Below are 18,312 nucleotides of genomic sequence, written 5' to 3'. Positions count from 1 at the left end.
AAAAAAAGCCCTGCGGGGCTTTTTTTGTGTGTTTTATATTTTGTTTTACATGAAATTCAAACAAACGCAGCTTTATTCGGCATAATAGATCAAAATAAATTGAAGTGAGTTTTCCAGATGTTAACAGCGCAACAACAGCTTTTTGTGCAAGCGTTAGAAGAACAAGATCTTGCACAGGTGCAACGCCTGTTGGCAGATGGTCTTAATCCAAATTTTATCGACTTTGAAAAAGGACCTGCGGTTTCTGTATGGTCTGATGGTTTGTTTAAATGGTGGGAAATGGTTTGCGAAGCGTATGAAGCAGGCCAACCCTTAACAGCAGAACAGAAAACACAACATTTAGATGTACATATGCAAATCTTGGAAGCGCTGATTCAAGCCAAAGCCAATGTGCATTTATGGGATGCTGAAGAAATTTATGGTCCATTATGGGACGCCGCGAGTGCAGCATGTGTCCCTGCGGTACAGCGCTTATTGGATGAAAAAGTGAATCCAAATATGATTGATAGCGATGGTTTAACCATTTTATCGTCGATTAGTGAATTATTTTTTGACTGTGATTTTGACGCGGTAAATTGGTCAGAAGCATTGGAAGAAGAAAAACAAACCTTGGAGCTTTTGCGTAGCCATGGCGCAAAAATGACCAAAGAATTAGCATAATTGTGAGTAAAAACATGACTGTATTTAAAGTTTTAAGCATTGCAACATTATCCAGTTTGAGCCTGTCTGCATTTGCGGCGGATTTTTCATTTGACCGTCCGGGCGCGGGTATGGGCACAGGCATTACCCCTGTAGGTCGTTTGGCATGGGAACAAAGTTTGCCAGCAGCGAGCTATAGTGAAAGTCGTGATGAAAATGGTGAAAAAGTAAAAAACACCACTTTAAATGCAGACATGTTATTCCGTACTGGTTTGGCAAAAGATTTGGAATTGCAATTGGGTTGGCAAGGTCCTACATGGTCTAAAACCAAAGTTGCGGGTCGCTCAGTTGAAGACGATGGTTTGGGTGATGTCAGCATTGGCCTGAAAAAAGCCATTGATTTGAATGATGAGAAGTTGTCGATGGCCATTCTTGCTGAAGCGATTATTGCGACAGGCAATGAAGGTTTTAGTGCTGAGGACGATATTTATAGTCTGACTTCCGCTGTGGCTTATGATTATAGCGATACAATTGGGACTTCAATGACCATGCGTTACGAAGTTCAAGATGGTGATTGGGCTGTGAGTGCTATTCCTGGATTGGAATATCAAATAGCGGGTAATTTATCGGGTTTCTCTGAGCTGGTTTATCGCAAAGCAGAGAGTACCGATCAGGAAGTGTCTTTGGCATCAGGTCTGACATATGCCGTTTCGGATCGTATGCAGTTGGATGCGAGCGTCGGTCTAGAACTCACTGGCGGTCATAAAAATTATCAGTCAGGTTTGGGCGTATCTTACCTGTTCTAAAAGAACCCTAAATTTTAAAACGTATTAATACAGACTGAGGATGAATTCAGCTGAATGAAACAATGGACTTATGTTGCGGCAGCGGCTGTGCTGTCGTTCAGTATGGGCGTCTCTGCTCAGGATGCATTACTTTCAGCTGAAGATGCTTTTCCTTTCTCGGTTGTCTCTGATCGTGCAGATCAGGCGGAGCTGAGTTGGGATATTCCAGCGCATTATTATCTGTATCAGCACAAAATAGAGGTGAAGCAGGGCAATCAAGTTTTAGCTTTGGATTTGCCTGCTGCTGAGGATTTAAAAGACGATAACTATGGTCATACGCAGGTGTATTACCAACAGTTGAGTTTTAAAATTCCGATTCAAAAACTGCAGACCTATCAAGTCAGTTGGCAAGGCTGTGCCAAGGATCGGGTGTGTTATCCACCACAGAGCATCAGCTTTGAAACGGATGCTTCTGGCTTGGTCACACAGCAAAATCTTGCCAGTCCAAATAAACGCTTACTCGACTTCGCAGCAGAAAATAATGCCGAACAGCCCACGGCGAATCGTTTAGATCAGCAAAGGGCAGAGAATGCTGCATTGGCTTCTGAACGCTATACCGCAAGTGACCAAATGTGGTCTGAAAAATTAGCACAAAGCTCTATATTTTATGGACTTTTGCTGTTTTTTGGCCTGGGCTTTTTGCTGGCTTTTACCCCTTGTTCATTGCCAATGCTGCCGATTTTAACCTCACTGATTGTTCGCGACAGCCGAGGTTTAAAAGCGTGGATGATTGCACTGACTTTTGTCACCAGTATGGCGATGGTGTATGCCATTCTTGGCTTGGTGGCGTCGTCTGCAGGTTTGAATTTCCAGCGTTGGTTGCAACAACCCTCGACTTTAATTGCCTTTAGCGTGCTCTTTGTGGTTTTTGCCCTGAATTTATTTGGTTTATTTGAGCTGAAATTGCCACGCAGTTGGGTCAATCGCTTAGACCAAGCGCAGTCGATGCAAAAGGGCGGTAGTCTCGTTGGCGCTGGGGTCATGGGGATGATTTCAGCATTGCTGGTCGGTCCTTGTATGACAGCACCGTTGGCAGGCGCATTATTATTTATTTCGCAAACCCAAAGTCAGTGGCAAGGTGCATTATTGTTATTCACTCTCGGCTTTGGCATGGGTACCCCGCTATTGTTGGCCAGTGTCCTTGGCTCACGGGTATTGCCTAAAGCGGGTTTGTGGATGAATCAAATCAAGGTGCTCTTTGCTTTCATTATGTTGGCATTGGCTTTGTATTTTATTCGACCATTGATCAGTGAAGCTTGGTTACAGTGGTTATCCCTTGCTCTGGGTCTGGTGTTTAGCGCTTATGTGCTTTGGCGCATTTTATGGCGCAGTACTCAGCTCAAATGGTTGTATATCTTGGTGTTCTGTGCAGCCGTACCTTATATTGTGTACAGTCAATATCAACATAGCCAACGTTTTTTAGTCGAAGAAAATCTACAACAAAGTGCTTGGCATGTGGCACATACAGCGGAAGAGTTTCAACGGTTATTAAGTGAAATTCCTCAAGGTCAATCCGCGATTATTGATGTCTATGCCGATTGGTGTGTGGCCTGTCAGCCGATTGAACATAAAGTTTTAAAATCGACAGCAGTACAACAGGCTTTGGCACCGTATTATTTAATTAAGTTGGATTTGAGTCAGTATGATGCAACCCATCAAGTTCTGCTCAATCAATGGGATATTTTAGGGCCACCAACCTATTTATTTTTAGATACAGCGCATCAAGAGATACGTGGACTACGCTTGACGGGTGCTTTTAGCGAGAAAGAATTGTTAGCGCAATTGGAAAAATTTAAATCGCGTGGAGAATAAAAATGATGCAATTATATATTGCCAATAAAAACTATTCGACGTGGTCTATGCGACCGTGGTTGGTGTTACACGCGTTTAATTTACCCTTTCAAGAGATCTTGATCCCTTTTTCTGAAGAAGCAGATGGCGGAGCGTTCAAGCAGCAAATGTTAGCCCTACATGCCAATGGCAAGGTGCCCCTACTGCAACATGACGCTGTGATGATTTGGGACTCATTGGCGATTTGTGAATATTTGGCAGAGCAGTTTCAAGAGCTTCCACTGTGGCCCAAAGATCCCACACAACGTGCATGGGCACGGAGTATTTGCGCGGAAATGCACAGTAGTTTTATGCAATTGCGTAGCTTATGCAGTATGAATCTTCAGCCGGATTATGGTCGTCATGGTCAGAGATTATGGTCTGAACATGCTGTATTACGTGCTGAAGTAGCGCGAATCGAACAGATTTGGTCGAATCGTGCTGCGGTGGATGGCTTTCTATGCGGTGAATTTAGTATTGCCGATGCATTTTTTACACCCGTGGTGACACGTTTACAGACCTTTCAGTTACCTGTAAGTGACAACACACAGCGTTATATGCAAAAGATTTTGCAGCATCCTTCTGTGGTGGCATGGATCACGGCTGCTCAACTGGAACAGCCAGTCCGTCGTATGGAACAGTATCCACGTTAAAAGCTCAACGCCGCATCTGATCTGTATAAAAGTTTTAAACCAAATGGCTAAAGCTTTGTTGCTCAGTGTAGGCCATCACCATGTTACGACCGCCTGCTTTAGCTGCGTATAGCGCCTGATCTGCATGGGTCAGCAATTGTTGCGGTACCAATTCTGGCGTAGAAATCGCAATGCCAAAACTGGCTGTCACATGAATCGACTGACCGTCATGCCCCCAAATTTCAAGCTGCTCAATGGCTTTTCGACAGCGCTCTGCAATGAATATCGCTTGTTCTAAGTTGGAATTTTTTAACACCAAAATAAACTCTTCCCCGCCAAAACGCCCAACTACATCACTACCGCGTAAATGTTGGTTTAATACTTGGCTGACGAGAATCAAGGTTTCATCGCCTTTATCGTGTCCGTATTCATCATTGATGCGTTTGAAATGGTCTAAGTCCAATAAGACCAGTGCATATGTATCTGTTTTAGCACTATCGAGCTGTTCCAAACACTGATTGATACTGCGTCGATTAAATAAATTGGTCAGCGGGTCGACTTGACTAAGTTTTTGAATCAGATGCTCTCGGTGACGCCATTGGCTGAGTAAAATTTCAAATAAAGCCAAACAGGTTAATAAAATAGGAACAATGAAAAAGATCATTGAGAAGAGCCAAAAACTATTTTGATAGCCATAGGCATGAGGTTGAAAAATCGGGGCATAGGGGATAATGCCGCGGATGCTTAAATACATACAAATGGATAAAAAAATCGTGGCTGGAATCAGCATGCTATAGACGATTTTTCGTGTAAATAGCACCAATCCAACGGTCACAAGGCTCACGTAGGAGATCATGGTAGCGGGGCTCATAACGCCAATTAAATAACCGTCACGACATAAAGAAATGACGAATAAGCCGACCGAAAGATAAGGTAAAATTAGCTGAATCTTGGGATTATCTTTTCCAGCATAGCAAGGCCAAATCAGCAGCACCATTAAGCAAAAAAAGACGATGTTGGTCCACAATTGAGAGTGGATGAGATCAAGGTTAACCCACTGCCAAAGTTCTGGCGTGACATAAACATAAAATTTCCAAATGATCCAAAGCAGATGAATGGCTGAGCCAAGCATCAGCATGAGCATACACTTTTTCAGGATACTCCAATTCATCACCACTTCATCTTCCAGTAAATACTGGGCGATTCTATTGCGGAGGATCATGTCACGTATGCTTGATTTCACCGTCATCCTGTGTCATTGCCCTGTTCGAGTTATCAGTTTTTTTCTTAAAGTTTATATAGATATCATTTTATAGGCTTACATTAGCATGAAAATTTACACTTGATAACGGTCAAGAACCGCTCAGTAATTTTATATTTTTTGCGAGTTCAAAAAGATTGTTCTAAAAATAAAACATAGTGTCATAAGAATCGGGATTATTCTATTTATGAAAAGTGATTACACTAGGCTCAAGTTAATAACAACAGCTTTAGGTTTTAGTCATGAAAATTCTGCATATTGATTCAAGCATCATGGGCGACGCTTCAGTTTCACGTCAACTCAGCGCTGAAATTGTACAACAGCTACAGCAAAAACATGGTGATGCGGCACAGGTTCAACATCTCGATTTAGCAGTACAGCAGATTCCACATCTCAGCAGTGAAATTTTGATGGGTCAAAATGCAGAACAATCGGCTTTAGGCGAGCAGTTGTTACAACAGTATTTAGATGCCGATGTGGTTGTGGTTGGTGCTGCTATGTATAACTTCGGTTTGCCATCAACTTTGAAAGCATGGATTGACCGTATCAGTGTTGCAGGTCGTACTTTTAAATATACAGAACAAGGTCCAGTGGGCTTGGCAGGTGACAAAAAAGTTTATATTGCCAGCAGTCGTGGCGGTGTGTATGGCGATAACAGCCCTGTAGATTATCAAGAAGGTTTATTAAAAGCCGTGTTTAATTTTACAGGTGTCAGCGATATTGATGTGATTCGTGCCGAAGGTGTCAATATGGGGCCTGATATGAAAGCACAAGCAATGGCGACAGCTCAGGCTCAAATTCAAGCCATTTAATAGATTGACATTTCCCTCTTAGGTCAGCATCTGCTGACCTTTTTTTATGGTGACTTTGATTAGTTTCAGGGATCAGTTTTCAGGAATTGGTTTTCAGGGATTAGTCTTGATCCAGTCGGTGTGCAAAATCAGCTAAATCACTCAGCGCACGCTGTCCTTCTTCAAACCATGGGCTAAACATTTGGAAGTTATGCCACATGCCAGTGTACAGCTTAAATTCGACATCTAGGCCGGCTTCTTCTGCTTTGACTTTAAAGCGCTGCGCATCATCCAATAAAATTTCTTTAGAACCCACTTGAATATGAATCGGAGGCAGTCCTTTGAGCTCGGCAAAAAAAGGCGAGACCAATGGATCAGCTCGATCGACCGAGCGTGGTACATAATAATCAATGCCTGTTTCGAGGGCTTCTATGCTTAACAGCGCATCATGCTTACGGTTATAGCGTAGGGACTCACTGCTCAGCGTCAGGTCTAAAAACGGTGACATCAACACCAAACCACTGACTTGTGGAAGTTGTTCCTGTTGAATTTTAAGGGCTAAGGCAAGCGCCAAGTTTGCGCCACAAGAGTCGCCTGATAAAATAATATCTTTGGCTTGAACCCCTTGATCTAATAACACGGCATACACATCAAAAAGGGCATCGAGTGCTTCAGGAAACTGTGCTTCTGGGGATAAAGGATAATCCAAATGTAACACTTGCATTTGCGTGCGTGCGGCAACTTGAGTCAGAAACGCCCGATGTGTGTTCATCGAACCCAAGAAAAATGCGCCCCCATGAATATGAAAAATTAATTGGGTCGATGCCTGTTGCGGTTTGATTTCTTCGGCTTTTAAGCCGGCTAAGCGAATTGGACGAATTTGTACATCCGGGTTTTGGGGAAATGCACGACACATTTGTTCCAAAGCAAAACGTAAAGTATTGGGTGGTAAATTGAACTGGCTCGGTCCACGAATTGTGGTTTTTAAAATGCTTTCTGTAATCAGTTGTTTCGTCAGTGGCGATATCTTCATTGTCTTTCCATCTTTTTCTATTTTTGGAATCGTGTGAGCATATTTACCAACACAAATTACAAGGTTACACTAAACGGTCACATACAAAAATTGATAAATTGTTGTGACTTTTGGATACTAATGTCGTCTATATCAGACCAGGGAAATAAACAAAAATGAAAAAAATTGCACTAGCATTAGGATTGATGAGTTTAGCCGCATTTGCAAATGCTGCAGACCCGCTAAATGGTACAACTTGGAAAACCATTGATGATAAAACCAAGCAGCCAAAAGCGATTGTAAAATTCACTGAGCAAAAAAATGGTACGCTTTCAGCGAGCATTCAGTCAGTATTGACACCAGGTGAAGAGAATGCATGTAAAAAATGTGAAGGCCCATATCACAACAAATCATTAAAAGGCTTGCGTATTGTGACCGGTCTTAAAAATGTTGGTGGTACAAGCTATGAGAGCGGTTCAATTTTGGATCCTCAATCAGGTAAAACTTACAAGTTAAAAGGTCAATTGGCTGATGGTGGCAAAAAATTAGAGCTTCGAGGCTTTATTGGTGTTGCTGCTTTAGGTCGTAACCAAACATGGATCCGCGCCAACTAATTTGACGTGATTCCAACAAAAAGCCTGACGATGTCAGGCTTTTTTTATGACTGCTTGCTGAGTCAACATGGAACAAGGGCAGTGCATGAGGAGTGTGATGAAAAAATTTATTTCAATGCACGGTAAGCGTTTTCATCAAAGCCAACCAATAAATCGCTACCTGTATCGAGTACTGGGCGTTTAATCATGCTGCTATGCGCAGTTAAGCACTGAATTAAATTTTCTTCACTGGCTAAGGCTGTCTGTTGCTCTTCTTCACTGAGTTTTTTCCATGTGGTGCCTTTTTTGTTGAGAATCACATCAGCACCTTTTGCATCGAGCCATTTTTTTACGGTTTCAGCATCAATCGCTTGTTTTTTATAGTCATGAAATTCGTAGGTCAGGCCAAATTCGTTGAGCAAGTCGAAAGCTTTTTTCATGGTATTGCAGTTTTTGATGCCATAAATTTTAAGCATGAACAGGTGTCCTCAATTATTCAAAACAATAAGATAAAAAATACAATTCAGCATTATCCTACAGGCTAATTCATCAATGCTCAAAGCCCGATCGTGATGTGGATTGAGAAATAAATGTTTTGCTGTAAAAGTCGCATGCTGTATATATGAGGTATTGTCATCAAAACGACATTTTAGCGTTTTAGAATAGCCTACAGAACAAAACGAATCAGAAAAGAAAGCGCTGCGATAACAAGAAAATTTAGCCTAAGGTTGCACAGTCAGAAGTAGAAATAAAGCGAGAATAAGAAATTGCTGTGCAGATCGAATTTTTAGCTGTTTTATTTGGGGGATGTTTGAGTCTATAGATGTGGGGACTAGATAAGAGAAAACCCGCATTTAATCATCCTGATCATGCGGGTCTCAGTCCAACGTCCATTGTCACATCCTTGAAAACAAGCTAAATCATTTAGTTTGTTTTTATACTTCCTTCGGCGTCCAATCCTTTTGTGTCATCCTGACATGTCCCTTTGCCGTGCGACCATAATGCTACGTTCGAGTTGTGAGATAAATCCACAAATTCGTCATGTAATGTGAGAAATAACCTCTAATTGAGTAAACAATCGTTCACTCAATTAATTGATAAAAGCTTAAATTTTATAGTCAATAATCACTGGGGCATGGTCGCTAAACCACTCATCTTTAAATACCCAAGCATTTACAGTACGTTCTTTCCAGTCAGGAGAACATGCATGGTAGTCGATACGCCAACCCACATTTTTGGCACGCGCTTGTCCGCGGTTAGACCACCAAGAGTAAAGCTCGGCTTCTTTGCGTACCTCTCGGAAGGTGTCGACATAGCCAAGTTCATCATAAATATGATCGAGCCATGCACGTTCATGTGGTAAGCAGCCTGAAGCCTTTTGGTTCCCAGACCAATTTTTAATATCAATACGTTTGTGTACGATGTTGTAGTCACCGCAAACAATCACTGACTTATTTTCAGCACGCCATTGCTTCAAAATTTGTTGATATTCGCCTAAAAATAGGTCTTTGCGCGCCTGAGCTTCTTCACCCGATGAACCTGAAGGCAGGTAGAGCGAGCAAATATGCGCAGTTTGTCCAAGTCCTAAATCGAACTCAGCAGAAATAAAGCGGCCTTGAGTGTCTGCTAATTCAAAACCTAAACCATCCGTCACCGAAACAAAGGGCAAGCGGCTATAAATGGCTGTACCTGCGTAGCCTGGGCGCTCTGCAGGGAAAAGGTGTGTAAACCAACCTTCGGGTTTAAATTTATCGGTCCATTGTTCATGGGTAATGCGGCTTTCTTGCATACAAATGACGTCTGCATCGGATTGGGAAATCCAGTCAAAGATGCCTTTCTTTTCTGCCGAACGTAGACCATTCACATTAATTGAAACGACACGAAGAATTTTTTGATCACTTGGATAGCTACTCTTTGGTATCATGCTCAGGTTTAACCTCAAACTTAAAAAAATGGAGCACCTCATGACAGCGCAAGCGGCATTTAATCCACAAGCTTTTATCGAACTCGCATTATCACGTGGTGTGCTTAAATTTGGTGAGTTTACTTTAAAATCGGGTCGTGTGAGTCCTTATTTTTTTAATGCAGGTCTACTGAATGATGGTGAAGCCTTATCATTATTGGCTTCTGGCTATGCAGCAAAATTAACAGAATGCGATAACGTGGAAGTGGTCTTTGGCCCAGCTTATAAAGGTATTCCATTTGTAGCTGCAACTGCTGTGGCATTGTCACAAAACCATGGTGTGAGCGTACCTTGGGGCTTTAACCGTAAAGAAGCGAAAGACCATGGTGAAGGCGGTGTATTGGTTGGTGCGTCTGTTGAAGGTAAAAAAGTCTGGATTATTGATGATGTGATCACTGCGGGTACAGCAATTCGTGAAGTGGTGACTATTTTGAAAAATGCTGGCGCGCAAATTGCGGGCGTATTGGTTGCACTAGACCGCCAAGAAAAAGGTCAAGGCGACTTGTCTGCTATTCAAGAAGTACAAAAAGAACTCGAAATCCCAGTTCATGCCTTAATTACCATGAAAGATTTGATGACTTTCTTAGAGGCTAAAGGTGAAACTGAAGCTTTAGCGAAAATGGAAGCGTACCGTGTGAAGTATGGGATCTAAGATTTTTTAGATTTTAAGGTTGTTAAAAAGGAAGCGGAAGCCTATTGTTTCATTTGTTTTTGAGCATAGCAGTGTTTAGTCAAGCTAAACACTAACGTGGAATATTGATCAAATGTAATGCGTGGAACGTGAAAATCATTAAAAAAGCCGAACTCAGCTGAGTTCGGCTTTATGATATCAATTAACACATTGAATTATAATAAATAAAAAACAGCATTTCGTATAAGGTGTATTATGTTAATTTTAGAATAACTAAAGGATAAATCTCTTAGTTTTTTTAACCATTTGATTTAAAATGATAAACAATACTAATTTCTTAAAATTAAACATGACTTCAATCAAAGATCAAAAATTTATCTATCATTTAACTGATATTGATAATTTACCATCCATTCTTAGTAGAGGACTTCAACCGAGAAGTAATTTAACAAGCTTTGCAGATGTTGCTGATCATGAAATTATTGGCTCACGAGAAAAAGCTAATCTTCAAAACTATGTACCTTTTCATTTTTTCGCGAGAAGCCCTTTTGATGGTGCTGTTCAACAATCTAATCCTGCTAAAATTTTTATTTTAATTGCGATTCATAGAAGTTTAGCTGAGGCTAATAACTGGTCTATTATTCCTAAGCATCCTCTATCATTAGCAAAAGTTGAATTGCTAAACTATATAGATGGAATTGCTGCAATTGATTGGGATGCTATGGATAAACGAGATTATAGTGACAACCATAGTAGGAATGTTTGTATGGCTGAATGCCTATCACCTACCGTAGTTTCTGCTCACTCTTTCTTTTCTATTTACGTTAAGGACCAAAAATCTGCTATACGTGTAACAAAAATGTTACAAGCAAAAAGTATAGACTGCCACGTAAATATTAATCCTAAAATGTTTGTGTGAAAGAGATAAACATGAAGGATCATAGTAAAGCACTTAATGCAAAAAAGGCCCTTATTTGGCGTATAGTTCATATTTCTAATATGGCCTCCATTTTAGATAATGGCCTATATTGTCGAAGTCATACAAATGCACCAACCTTAACATCTATCGGAAATCAGGGGCTTATTGATAGAAGGGCAACACACCCTGTACCAATTTCTCCATTCGGGTTTTTGAACGATTATATCCCTTTCTATTTCACCCCTTTTTCACCAATGTTATTAAATATAAAAACGGGCCGTGGAGTTCCTCAACGTCCCAATGAAGAGATCGTAATTTTAGTATCGTCACTTCATCATATTCAGACATTAGGGCTTAATTTTGTTTTCTCTAACATGCATGCTTACTATCAGTGGGCAAATTTTTATAATAATTTAAATGATTTGGATCAAATAGATTGGCCTCTATTGCAGAATAGAGATTTTAAACGTGACCAAAATGATCCTTTAAAGTTCGAACGTTATCAAGCGGAAGCCTTAATTCATCAGCATTGCCCTCTAACAGCTCTACAAGGAGTGCTATGTTATAATGAACAAGTGAAATCATCTCTTAAAGATTTAATGTCTGAAAGAAATATAAATATTCCTATCTATGCTAATCCAAATTGGTACTTCTAATGATCACGTATACTACAGGCAATTTACTAGAAGCTCCTGCTGATGCATTAGTTAACACCGTTAATACAGTAGGTGTAATGGGTAAAGGTATAGCTCTAATGTTTAAAGAGCGATTTCCACAAAATATGGATGCCTATGCTAAAGCATGTAAAGTAGGTGCTGTAAAAACTGGGAAAATGTTTATTACTGAGCCACAAGAATTAGTCGGCCCACGTTGGATCGTCAACTTTCCAACAAAACAACATTGGAAAGCAAATTCCAAAATTGAATGGATTGAAGAAGGCTTAATTGAATTACGTCATTTTCTAATTAAAAATAAGGTTAGATCAATTGCGATTCCTCCTCTTGGTGCAGGTAATGGTGGACTTAACTGGGCAGATGTTAAACCTAAAATTGAAGAAGCTTTAGGTGACTTAAATGACGTTAATATCTTAATCTACGAGCCAAGTGTTGAATATCAAAATGTAGCTAAATCTATGGGTGTACAGAAGCTTACACCTGCTCGAGCTATGATATCTGAATTGATAAGACGTTACTGGGCCTTGGGAATGGATTGTAGCTTATTAGAAATCCAAAAATTGGCTTGGTTTCTTCAAAGATTCATTGAAAAAAATGAACTAGAAAATGGTCTTAAATTAAATTTTGAAGCTAAAAATTATGGTCCTTATGCTTATAATCTCAATCACTTATTGAATTCTCTCGATGGAAGTTATTTGACATCTGAAAAACGGATACCAGATTGTAAACCTCTCGATGTAATTTGGTTTAAACAAGAAAAAGTGGAAAATATTTCTATTTATTTAAAAACTGAAGCAAAGGAATATTTACCAATTCTAAATCAAGCTTCAGACTTAATAGATGGTTTTGAGTCTCCATTTGGATTAGAACTTCTAGCAACAGTTGATTGGATACTACATGAAATGGATAGTGAACCAACTGTAGAAAGCGTTAGAAGACATATATCTAAATGGCCTGCTGGAAAGAAATGGGCAGATCGAAAGCTTAGTCTGTTTGATGATAATAGTATTAATTTTGCATTAGAGCGCTTGCAGTCCTCACAACTAAGTAGTTAATTAAATATGAGTAGTAGATCACTTATTTACTACTCATTTAACATAAAATCTCTTATACGAAACTCTCTTCATCACACTTCTTACATTCCAACATTACCCCTAACTTTTCTTTCCGTCCTTGCTCCGTCAAAACCCAAGGACGGTTTTGCCAAGGCGGATCATGTCGGACATGCTGTGTATGGCCACAAGCTAAAATGGCATACCAATGATTTTCATCATCCAAGGCAAAATCAACAATAGCTTGCTGCATATCTAACACCTATCTAAATTAAAATGATGCCGAAAAGGGAAGAGAGCTCATGTTGAGCAATCACAACGGCTTGAATATCAAATTGCAAAATAGACTGTGAAATTTGGTTTATTTCTGCCGCACGCTTAGGCCGCAACAATTCTATTTTTCCCGCCATGTTTGGCTTTATACAGCGCTAGATCAGCACGCTTAATTGTATCTTCGTAGGAACAATCTTCAGGCGTGATGGTTGTCACTCCTATGCTCACGGTGACATGCGCGTTATCTATTGAAAACCGGCTTAACTCTTTTCTGGAATGTTCATGAATCCGTTTGGCAAACTGAATGGCCTGCTCGCAGCCCGTGTTGGGCAAGGCGACTACAAATTCATCTCCACCTAAGCGGCAGGCGCAATCAGTCTTGCGCAGCGTTAAACGAAGAATATCTGCGACTGCTCGGATTGCCTCATCACCGACATGATGGCCTTTGCTGTCGTTGATTTTTTTGAGGTTATCAAGATCGAACATCAAGATCGAGGTCTGTATGGAATGCCGTCGGTATGACTCATAATGTAATGCTAAGTCATGCTCTAATTTTCTTCGGTTGAAAAGACCGGTTAACTGATCTGTATGGCTGAGTTCTTTCAGCTTGATTTCCAAGTTGTGACGCGCTGAAATATTACTTGCGACCCAAAGTACAACGTCTTCTTCATCTACCGAAAAACTGAGGGCTTGGATGCGTACTTCAAACCAAATGGGCTCTTCAGGACCATAATCGGGCAGACCTTTTACATCCCTATTGCTCAGTTCATACTCTTCGATGAGTAGATTTCCTGATGTTAGAGCTTGGTCGATCAGTTGCATAAACAAGTTGGCTTTATCTGGCTTGATCACATCTGAAATATAGGTACCAACAAGACCGGAACCATCGTGGTAATAGCGATTATCGCGTCCACCAAAAACCGCAACGTATTTTCCACTACGCGATATGATAAAAGCAGGGTCTGGCAAAGCATCAAGAATGATAGCCATCTGCTCAATGTTGATCATTAATTAATTCTATTTCTTTATTTACAATAATTAACACAATAGCTAAAAAAAAATAAAAAGCACGTTTTTTTTCACCAAAAATAGTGATGAGTGAGATGTAGGTGTGATGAATATCTGTCTCGATTGTTTGGTATCGATTTACGCAGGTCTAACGCCATAATGCTTTCACGGCTTATTTCCTTTATTGAGATAAGGCCGATGATAGAAATGTTTTGAATTATCGTCTGCATCACACGAATATACATACACATGCAAAATCAGAATAAACAAAAGAAAAATCTCGGCTATACTCATTCATAAATTGATAATGAACAGAGCACTGAATAATGCGTGTACTTGTTGTGATGGATCCCATCGAAAATGTAAACCTAAAAAAAGATACCTCAATGGCGATGCTATGGGCAGCAGCACGTCGTGGACATGAGCTAGGCTATGCATTACAGCAAGATTTATATATCGATCAAGGCAAAGCCTTTGGTTTGATTTCACCGCTAAAAGTTTTTGAAGACTACAATCACTATTATGAACTCGGCGAAAAGCAAAAAGAATCAATTGCTGCTTATGATGTGGTTTTGATGCGTAAAGATCCGCCGTTTGACATGAACTTTGTCTACACCACCTATATTTTGGAACAGGCTGAACGCGAAGGCGCATGGATTATTAACAAGCCACAAAGTCTACGTGACTGCAATGAAAAATTGTTTGCGACGCAATTCCCTGAACTTCAAGTACCAACCTTGGTGACTTCACAGCAAAGTCTGATTCGTGAATTTTTACAAGAACATGGCGATGTGATCGTGAAACCATTAGACGGTATGGGCGGTATGGGCATTTTCCGTTTATACCAAGATGGCGTAAACATTGGTTCAACTATTGAAATCCTGACCAATAACGGCACACAGCCGATTATGGCGCAGCGATACATCCCAGAAATTGTGGATGGCGACAAGCGCATCTTGATGATCAATGGCGAACCCGTACCGTATTGTTTGGCGCGTATTCCGCAAAATGGTGAAGTGCGTGGCAACTTGGCGGCAGGTGGTTTGGGCGAAGCACGTCCATTGACTGAAAATGATAAAGCCATTGCAGCCAAAGTCGGGCCATTTCTTCGTGAAAAAGGTTTAGTGTTTGTTGGTTTGGATGTGATTGGTAATTACGTGACTGAAATCAATGTCACCAGTCCAACCTGCGTACGTGAAATTGATGCGCAATTTGGTACCTCGATTGCCGATGATTTATTTGATGTCCTTGAGGCAGGTTTAAAAGCTTAATTTTGCACTAGATTTAAAAGAGTCCTTAACGGGCTCTTTTTTGTCCTGCGCTAAGGGGAGGGGAGCTTAAAAAGCAAAAAAACTGTAAGTGAATGCAATTAAAGTGAAAAATTGTCTGATTTTTTTTCAATTCTCATAGATTAATAATAAAACTAGTTTAAACTTTTAAAATAGTAGAAAAAAACAATCATACGCCTGTTGAAAAAAAGTAAATTACCTTTCACGGTCATGCGTTTGTGATTACAATTGTTTGCTTAAAATCGAATATCATTAGCCTCTTTTAGAATTGAAGAATTAGACAGTGACCGAAGTAACGCAAGTAAAGCCGAAACATGTCATGATGATGGCTGCCGGAACCGGTGGTCACGTCTTTCCAGCGCTCGCTGTTGCCAAAGAGTTGCAACAACAAGGTTGTGAAGTTTCTTGGCTTGCAACGCCAACAGGCATGGAAAATCGCCTGCTTAAAAATCATAATATTCCAATTTATCAAATTGATATCCAAGGCGTGCGCGGCAATGGAGTCGTGCGTAAGCTGATGGCACCGTTTAAAATTCTCAAAGCCACTTTGAGTGCCATGCGTTATATGAAACAACTCAAAGTGGATGCAGTTGCAGGCTTTGGGGGGTATGTGGCTGGGCCGGGTGGCTTGGCGGCTCGTGCATTGGGCATTCCGGTCATTATCCATGAACAAAATGCGGTGGCAGGTTTTACCAATACGCAGTTGTCACGTGTAGCCAAAATTGTTTGTCAGGCATTTCCAAATACCTTTCCTGCACAAGATAAAATCGTGACCACAGGGAATCCTGTGCGTAAAGAAATTACAGAAATTTTAAATCCGTCATGGCGTTACCAAGAGCGTGAAAAAGCTGGGTTGCCATTACGGGTTTTAATTGTGGGTGGCTCATTGGGCGCACGTGCCTTAAATGAATGTGTGCCGGCTGCCTTGCAGCAATTAGAACAGCCCCTCAGTGTATATCACCAGTGTGGTCAAAATAATGCTGAAAGCACATTGGCTCGTTATGCAAATGCACCTGAACATATGCAAGTTGACGTTCAGCCGTTTATTGAAGATATGGCAGCAGCCTATTCTGCAGCGGATTTAATTATCTGCCGTGCTGGTGCGCTAACCGTCACCGAAATTGCGACAGCGGGTGTAGCAGCCGTGTTTGTTCCTCTGCCAAGTGCAGTGGATGACCATCAAACTGCAAATGCCGGATTCTTGGCCAATATCAATGCCGCAAAAATTTGCCCACAAGCGGACATGACCGCAGAAAGTTTAACAGCGTTGTTGAAGCCGCTGATGAATCGCCAACGACTTATGGAAATGGCGGTTAAGGCTCGACAACAGGCACAACCCGATGCGACACAGCACGTGGTTGGTTTAATTCAAGATTTGTAAAATTCGAGTAATCTATGTCTCCATCAACGCCTGCCGATCAAGCGAAAAAGCTCATTAAAGTGCCAGAAATGCGCCGTATTAAACACATCCATTTTATTGGGATTGGTGGTGCGGGCATGTGCGGTATTGCCGAAGTATTGAAAAACCAAGGCTATAAAGTTTCAGGTTCAGATATTAAAGCGTCGAAAACCACGGCTCAGCTTGAAGAAAACGGCATTCAAGTTTTCATCGGTCATGCTGCTGAAAATATTCAAGGCGCCAATGTCATCGTGGTATCGACAGCCATTGATTCTGAAAACCCAGAAGTGAAAGCGGCGATTGAAACCCGTACACCTGTTGTACGTCGTGCAGAAATGTTGGGTGAATTAATGCGTTACCGTCATGGTATTGCCGTTGCTGGGACGCATGGTAAAACCACGACAACCAGTCTGGTGACCTGCATGTTGGCAGAAGAAAATCTGGATCCAACTTATGTCATTGGTGGTTTGTTGAATCGTACCGGTGTGAATGCTGCATTGGGTGCAAGCCGTTATATCGTAGCTGAAGCGGACGAATCAGATGCGTCATTCCTGCATTTACAGCCGATGGCAACGATTGTCACCAATATCGATGCTGACCATATGGATACCTATGGCGGTAGTTTCGATGTATTGAAAGATACCTTCGTACAATTTTTACAGCGTCTTCCATTTTACGGTTTAGCTGTGATGTGTGGTGATGATGCCAACATCCGTGAAATTATGCCGCGTATTGGTCGTCCTGTCGTGACTTATGGTTTCAATGAAGACAACGATATTCGTGCTGTTGATGTGGCTCAAGAAGGCATGCAATCACACTTTACCGTTTTGCGTAAAGACCGTGAGCCGTTACGTTTAACCATTAACTTGCCGGGTCTTCATAATATCTTAAATGCCTTGGCAGCGATTGGTATTGCAACGGATGAAGGCGTTTCTGATGCTGCGATTGCGCGTGCCTTAGAAAGCTTCAGTGGCGTAGGTCGTCGTTTCCAAGTACAAGGCGAATTTGAAGTTGAAGATGGCTTGGTGAAATTGGTCGATGACTATGGTCACCATCCAAAAGAAGTGGAAGCGACCATTAAAGCGGCACGTGCAAGTCATCCAGATCGTCGTTTGGTGATGATGTTCCAGCCACACCGTTTTAGTCGTACGCGTGACTGTTTTGATGACTTCGTCGATGTCTTGTCACAAGTCGATCAATTGTTGTTATTAGAAGTTTATCCTGCGGGTGAAAAGCCAATTGTGGGTGCGGATAGCCGTGCATTGGCTCGAAGCATTCGTCTACGTGGTGAGGTTGAGCCGATTCTCATCGATCCAGTAGAAGGCAACTTACAAGCAGTAATGAAAAAAGTGTTACAAGCAAATGACTTGTTATTAACACAGGGCGCAGGTAATGTTGGAGCAATCTCAATCGAACTTGCTCAAAACAATCTCTATGTAAAATGATTACCGCTGGGTGATCCAAAGTTTGTTTAGACCGTAGATAAAAGTTTAAGGATATA

Annotated in this window: 19 protein-coding genes; 13 read left to right on the top strand and 6 right to left on the bottom strand. The window is 41.2% G+C overall.

Annotated features, from left to right (window positions below):
• The first annotated feature begins 117 nt into the window (after positions 1–117).
• From B1202_RS10745 to B1202_RS10730, 4 genes are read left to right on the top strand one after another with little or no spacing between them, the layout of a single operon-like run.
• Positions 118–660, top strand: a complete 543-nt coding sequence (locus tag B1202_RS10745; RefSeq protein WP_078190592.1) for an ankyrin repeat domain-containing protein — start codon at positions 118–120, stop codon at positions 658–660.
• A 14-nt stretch (positions 661–674) separates the two neighbouring features.
• The gene (locus tag B1202_RS10740) at positions 675–1,445 is read left to right on the top strand and encodes a transporter (RefSeq protein WP_078190672.1); all 771 of its coding nucleotides are present in this window, start codon (positions 675–677) and stop codon (positions 1,443–1,445) included.
• Positions 1,446–1,499: 54 nt separating this feature from the next.
• Complete coding sequence (gene dsbD / locus B1202_RS10735) at positions 1,500–3,296, top strand: protein-disulfide reductase DsbD (RefSeq protein ID WP_078190591.1); 1,797 nt, start codon at positions 1,500–1,502, stop codon at positions 3,294–3,296.
• 2 nt (positions 3,297–3,298) lie between these two features.
• Positions 3,299–3,967: a glutathione S-transferase family protein gene (locus tag B1202_RS10730; RefSeq protein WP_078190590.1), complete on the top strand. Its 669-nt coding sequence runs from the start codon at positions 3,299–3,301 to the stop codon at positions 3,965–3,967.
• A 34-nt stretch (positions 3,968–4,001) separates the two neighbouring features.
• Here the strand turns inward: B1202_RS10730 and B1202_RS10725 are convergent, their stop codons facing one another.
• The gene (locus tag B1202_RS10725) at positions 4,002–5,168 is read right to left on the bottom strand and encodes a GGDEF domain-containing protein (protein WP_228145159.1); all 1,167 of its coding nucleotides are present in this window, start codon (positions 5,166–5,168) and stop codon (positions 4,002–4,004) included.
• Positions 5,169–5,449: 281 nt separating this feature from the next.
• Between B1202_RS10725 and B1202_RS10720 the strand changes: the two genes are divergently transcribed.
• Complete coding sequence (locus B1202_RS10720; protein ID WP_078190588.1) at positions 5,450–6,019, top strand: FMN-dependent NADH-azoreductase; 570 nt, start codon at positions 5,450–5,452, stop codon at positions 6,017–6,019.
• Between the two features lie 100 nt (positions 6,020–6,119).
• Here B1202_RS10720 and B1202_RS10715 read toward each other — a convergent pair whose 3' ends face one another.
• Entirely contained in the window at positions 6,120–7,031 is a 912-nt protein-coding gene (locus B1202_RS10715; protein WP_078190587.1) for an alpha/beta hydrolase, read from the bottom strand.
• Between the two features lie 155 nt (positions 7,032–7,186).
• Here B1202_RS10715 and B1202_RS10710 point away from each other — a divergent pair, with 155 nt between their 5' ends.
• A complete protein-coding gene (locus tag B1202_RS10710; RefSeq protein WP_078190586.1) occupies positions 7,187–7,624 on the top strand; it encodes a DUF2147 domain-containing protein in 438 nt (145 codons plus the stop codon).
• 107 nt (positions 7,625–7,731) lie between these two features.
• On the opposite strand, the gene B1202_RS10705 is transcribed toward B1202_RS10710, so the two are convergent.
• Entirely contained in the window at positions 7,732–8,079 is a 348-nt protein-coding gene (locus B1202_RS10705; RefSeq protein ID WP_078190585.1) for a Spx/MgsR family RNA polymerase-binding regulatory protein, read from the bottom strand.
• Between the two features lie 629 nt (positions 8,080–8,708).
• The gene (locus tag B1202_RS10700; RefSeq protein ID WP_078190584.1) at positions 8,709–9,527 is read right to left on the bottom strand and encodes an exodeoxyribonuclease III; all 819 of its coding nucleotides are present in this window, start codon (positions 9,525–9,527) and stop codon (positions 8,709–8,711) included.
• A 40-nt stretch (positions 9,528–9,567) separates the two neighbouring features.
• Here B1202_RS10700 and pyrE point away from each other — a divergent pair, with 40 nt between their 5' ends.
• The 4 genes from pyrE to B1202_RS10680 all read left to right on the top strand — a co-directional run bounded on the left by pyrE (position 9,568) and on the right by B1202_RS10680 (position 12,845).
• Positions 9,568–10,218 carry an orotate phosphoribosyltransferase gene (pyrE, locus tag B1202_RS10695; protein WP_078190583.1) on the top strand — a complete coding sequence of 217 codons (651 nt, stop codon included), beginning with the start codon at positions 9,568–9,570 and terminating at the stop codon, positions 10,216–10,218.
• A gap of 328 nt (positions 10,219–10,546) precedes the next feature.
• A complete protein-coding gene (locus tag B1202_RS10690; RefSeq protein WP_078190671.1) occupies positions 10,547–11,116 on the top strand; it encodes a DarT ssDNA thymidine ADP-ribosyltransferase family protein in 570 nt (189 codons plus the stop codon).
• 11 nt (positions 11,117–11,127) lie between these two features.
• On the top strand, positions 11,128–11,772 hold the full coding sequence (locus B1202_RS10685; RefSeq protein WP_078190582.1) for a DUF4433 domain-containing protein: 645 nt from the start codon (positions 11,128–11,130) through the stop codon (positions 11,770–11,772).
• A complete protein-coding gene (locus tag B1202_RS10680) occupies positions 11,772–12,845 on the top strand; it encodes a macro domain-containing protein (RefSeq protein WP_078190581.1) in 1,074 nt (357 codons plus the stop codon). Before B1202_RS10685 ends, B1202_RS10680 begins: the two co-directional genes overlap by 1 nt.
• Before the next feature lie 52 nt (positions 12,846–12,897).
• Here B1202_RS10680 and B1202_RS10675 read toward each other — a convergent pair whose 3' ends face one another.
• Positions 12,898–13,095 carry a DUF3565 domain-containing protein gene (locus tag B1202_RS10675; RefSeq protein ID WP_078190580.1) on the bottom strand — a complete coding sequence of 66 codons (198 nt, stop codon included), beginning with the start codon at positions 13,093–13,095 and terminating at the stop codon, positions 12,898–12,900.
• A gap of 125 nt (positions 13,096–13,220) precedes the next feature.
• Entirely contained in the window at positions 13,221–14,123 is a 903-nt protein-coding gene (locus B1202_RS10670) for a GGDEF domain-containing protein (protein ID WP_078190579.1), read from the bottom strand.
• A 326-nt stretch (positions 14,124–14,449) separates the two neighbouring features.
• On the opposite strand from B1202_RS10670, the gene gshB reads away from it, so the two are divergent.
• From gshB to murC, 3 genes are all read left to right on the top strand, one after another.
• Positions 14,450–15,394, top strand: a complete 945-nt coding sequence (gene gshB / locus B1202_RS10665; RefSeq protein WP_078190578.1) for a glutathione synthase — start codon at positions 14,450–14,452, stop codon at positions 15,392–15,394.
• 301 nt (positions 15,395–15,695) lie between these two features.
• On the top strand, positions 15,696–16,793 hold the full coding sequence (gene murG, locus B1202_RS10660) for an undecaprenyldiphospho-muramoylpentapeptide beta-N-acetylglucosaminyltransferase (protein WP_078190577.1): 1,098 nt from the start codon (positions 15,696–15,698) through the stop codon (positions 16,791–16,793).
• 14 nt (positions 16,794–16,807) lie between these two features.
• Positions 16,808–18,256: a UDP-N-acetylmuramate--L-alanine ligase gene (gene murC, locus B1202_RS10655; protein WP_078190576.1), complete on the top strand. Its 1,449-nt coding sequence runs from the start codon at positions 16,808–16,810 to the stop codon at positions 18,254–18,256.
• The last annotated feature ends 56 nt before the right edge of the window (positions 18,257–18,312 follow it).

It is taken from the genome of Acinetobacter amyesii (genome assembly GCF_002018365.1).
Lineage (GTDB): Bacteria > Pseudomonadota > Gammaproteobacteria > Pseudomonadales > Moraxellaceae > Acinetobacter > Acinetobacter amyesii.
Note: the sequence above shows the minus strand (reverse complement) of the source record. Positions and strands in the feature narration are given on the sequence as shown.

Excerpts from the sequence above, each read along its gene's own strand:
- B1202_RS10740 (WP_078190672.1), top strand. The coding sequence starts at position 675 with ATGACTGTATTTAAAGTTTTAAGCATTGCAACATTATCCAGTTTGAGC.
- B1202_RS10680 (WP_078190581.1), top strand. The coding sequence starts at position 11,772 with ATGATCACGTATACTACAGGCAATTTACTAGAAGCTCCTGCTGATGCA.
- B1202_RS10710 (WP_078190586.1), top strand. The coding sequence starts at position 7,187 with ATGAAAAAAATTGCACTAGCATTAGGATTGATGAGTTTAGCCGCATTT.
- B1202_RS10705 (WP_078190585.1), bottom strand. The coding sequence starts at position 8,079 with ATGCTTAAAATTTATGGCATCAAAAACTGCAATACCATGAAAAAAGCT.
- B1202_RS10685 (WP_078190582.1), top strand. The coding sequence starts at position 11,128 with ATGAAGGATCATAGTAAAGCACTTAATGCAAAAAAGGCCCTTATTTGG.
- B1202_RS10730 (WP_078190590.1), top strand. The coding sequence starts at position 3,299 with ATGATGCAATTATATATTGCCAATAAAAACTATTCGACGTGGTCTATG.
- pyrE (WP_078190583.1), top strand. The coding sequence starts at position 9,568 with ATGACAGCGCAAGCGGCATTTAATCCACAAGCTTTTATCGAACTCGCA.
- gshB (WP_078190578.1), top strand. The coding sequence starts at position 14,450 with ATGCGTGTACTTGTTGTGATGGATCCCATCGAAAATGTAAACCTAAAA.
- B1202_RS10715 (WP_078190587.1), bottom strand. The coding sequence starts at position 7,031 with ATGAAGATATCGCCACTGACGAAACAACTGATTACAGAAAGCATTTTA.
- B1202_RS10700 (WP_078190584.1), bottom strand. The coding sequence starts at position 9,527 with ATGATACCAAAGAGTAGCTATCCAAGTGATCAAAAAATTCTTCGTGTC.
- murC (WP_078190576.1), top strand. The coding sequence starts at position 16,808 with ATGTCTCCATCAACGCCTGCCGATCAAGCGAAAAAGCTCATTAAAGTG.
- B1202_RS10690 (WP_078190671.1), top strand. The coding sequence starts at position 10,547 with ATGACTTCAATCAAAGATCAAAAATTTATCTATCATTTAACTGATATT.
- B1202_RS10720 (WP_078190588.1), top strand. The coding sequence starts at position 5,450 with ATGAAAATTCTGCATATTGATTCAAGCATCATGGGCGACGCTTCAGTT.
- dsbD (WP_078190591.1), top strand. The coding sequence starts at position 1,500 with ATGAAACAATGGACTTATGTTGCGGCAGCGGCTGTGCTGTCGTTCAGT.
- B1202_RS10670 (WP_078190579.1), bottom strand. The coding sequence starts at position 14,123 with ATGATCAACATTGAGCAGATGGCTATCATTCTTGATGCTTTGCCAGAC.
- B1202_RS10675 (WP_078190580.1), bottom strand. The coding sequence starts at position 13,095 with ATGCAGCAAGCTATTGTTGATTTTGCCTTGGATGATGAAAATCATTGG.
- B1202_RS10725 (WP_228145159.1), bottom strand. The coding sequence starts at position 5,168 with ATGATCCTCCGCAATAGAATCGCCCAGTATTTACTGGAAGATGAAGTG.
- B1202_RS10745 (WP_078190592.1), top strand. The coding sequence starts at position 118 with ATGTTAACAGCGCAACAACAGCTTTTTGTGCAAGCGTTAGAAGAACAA.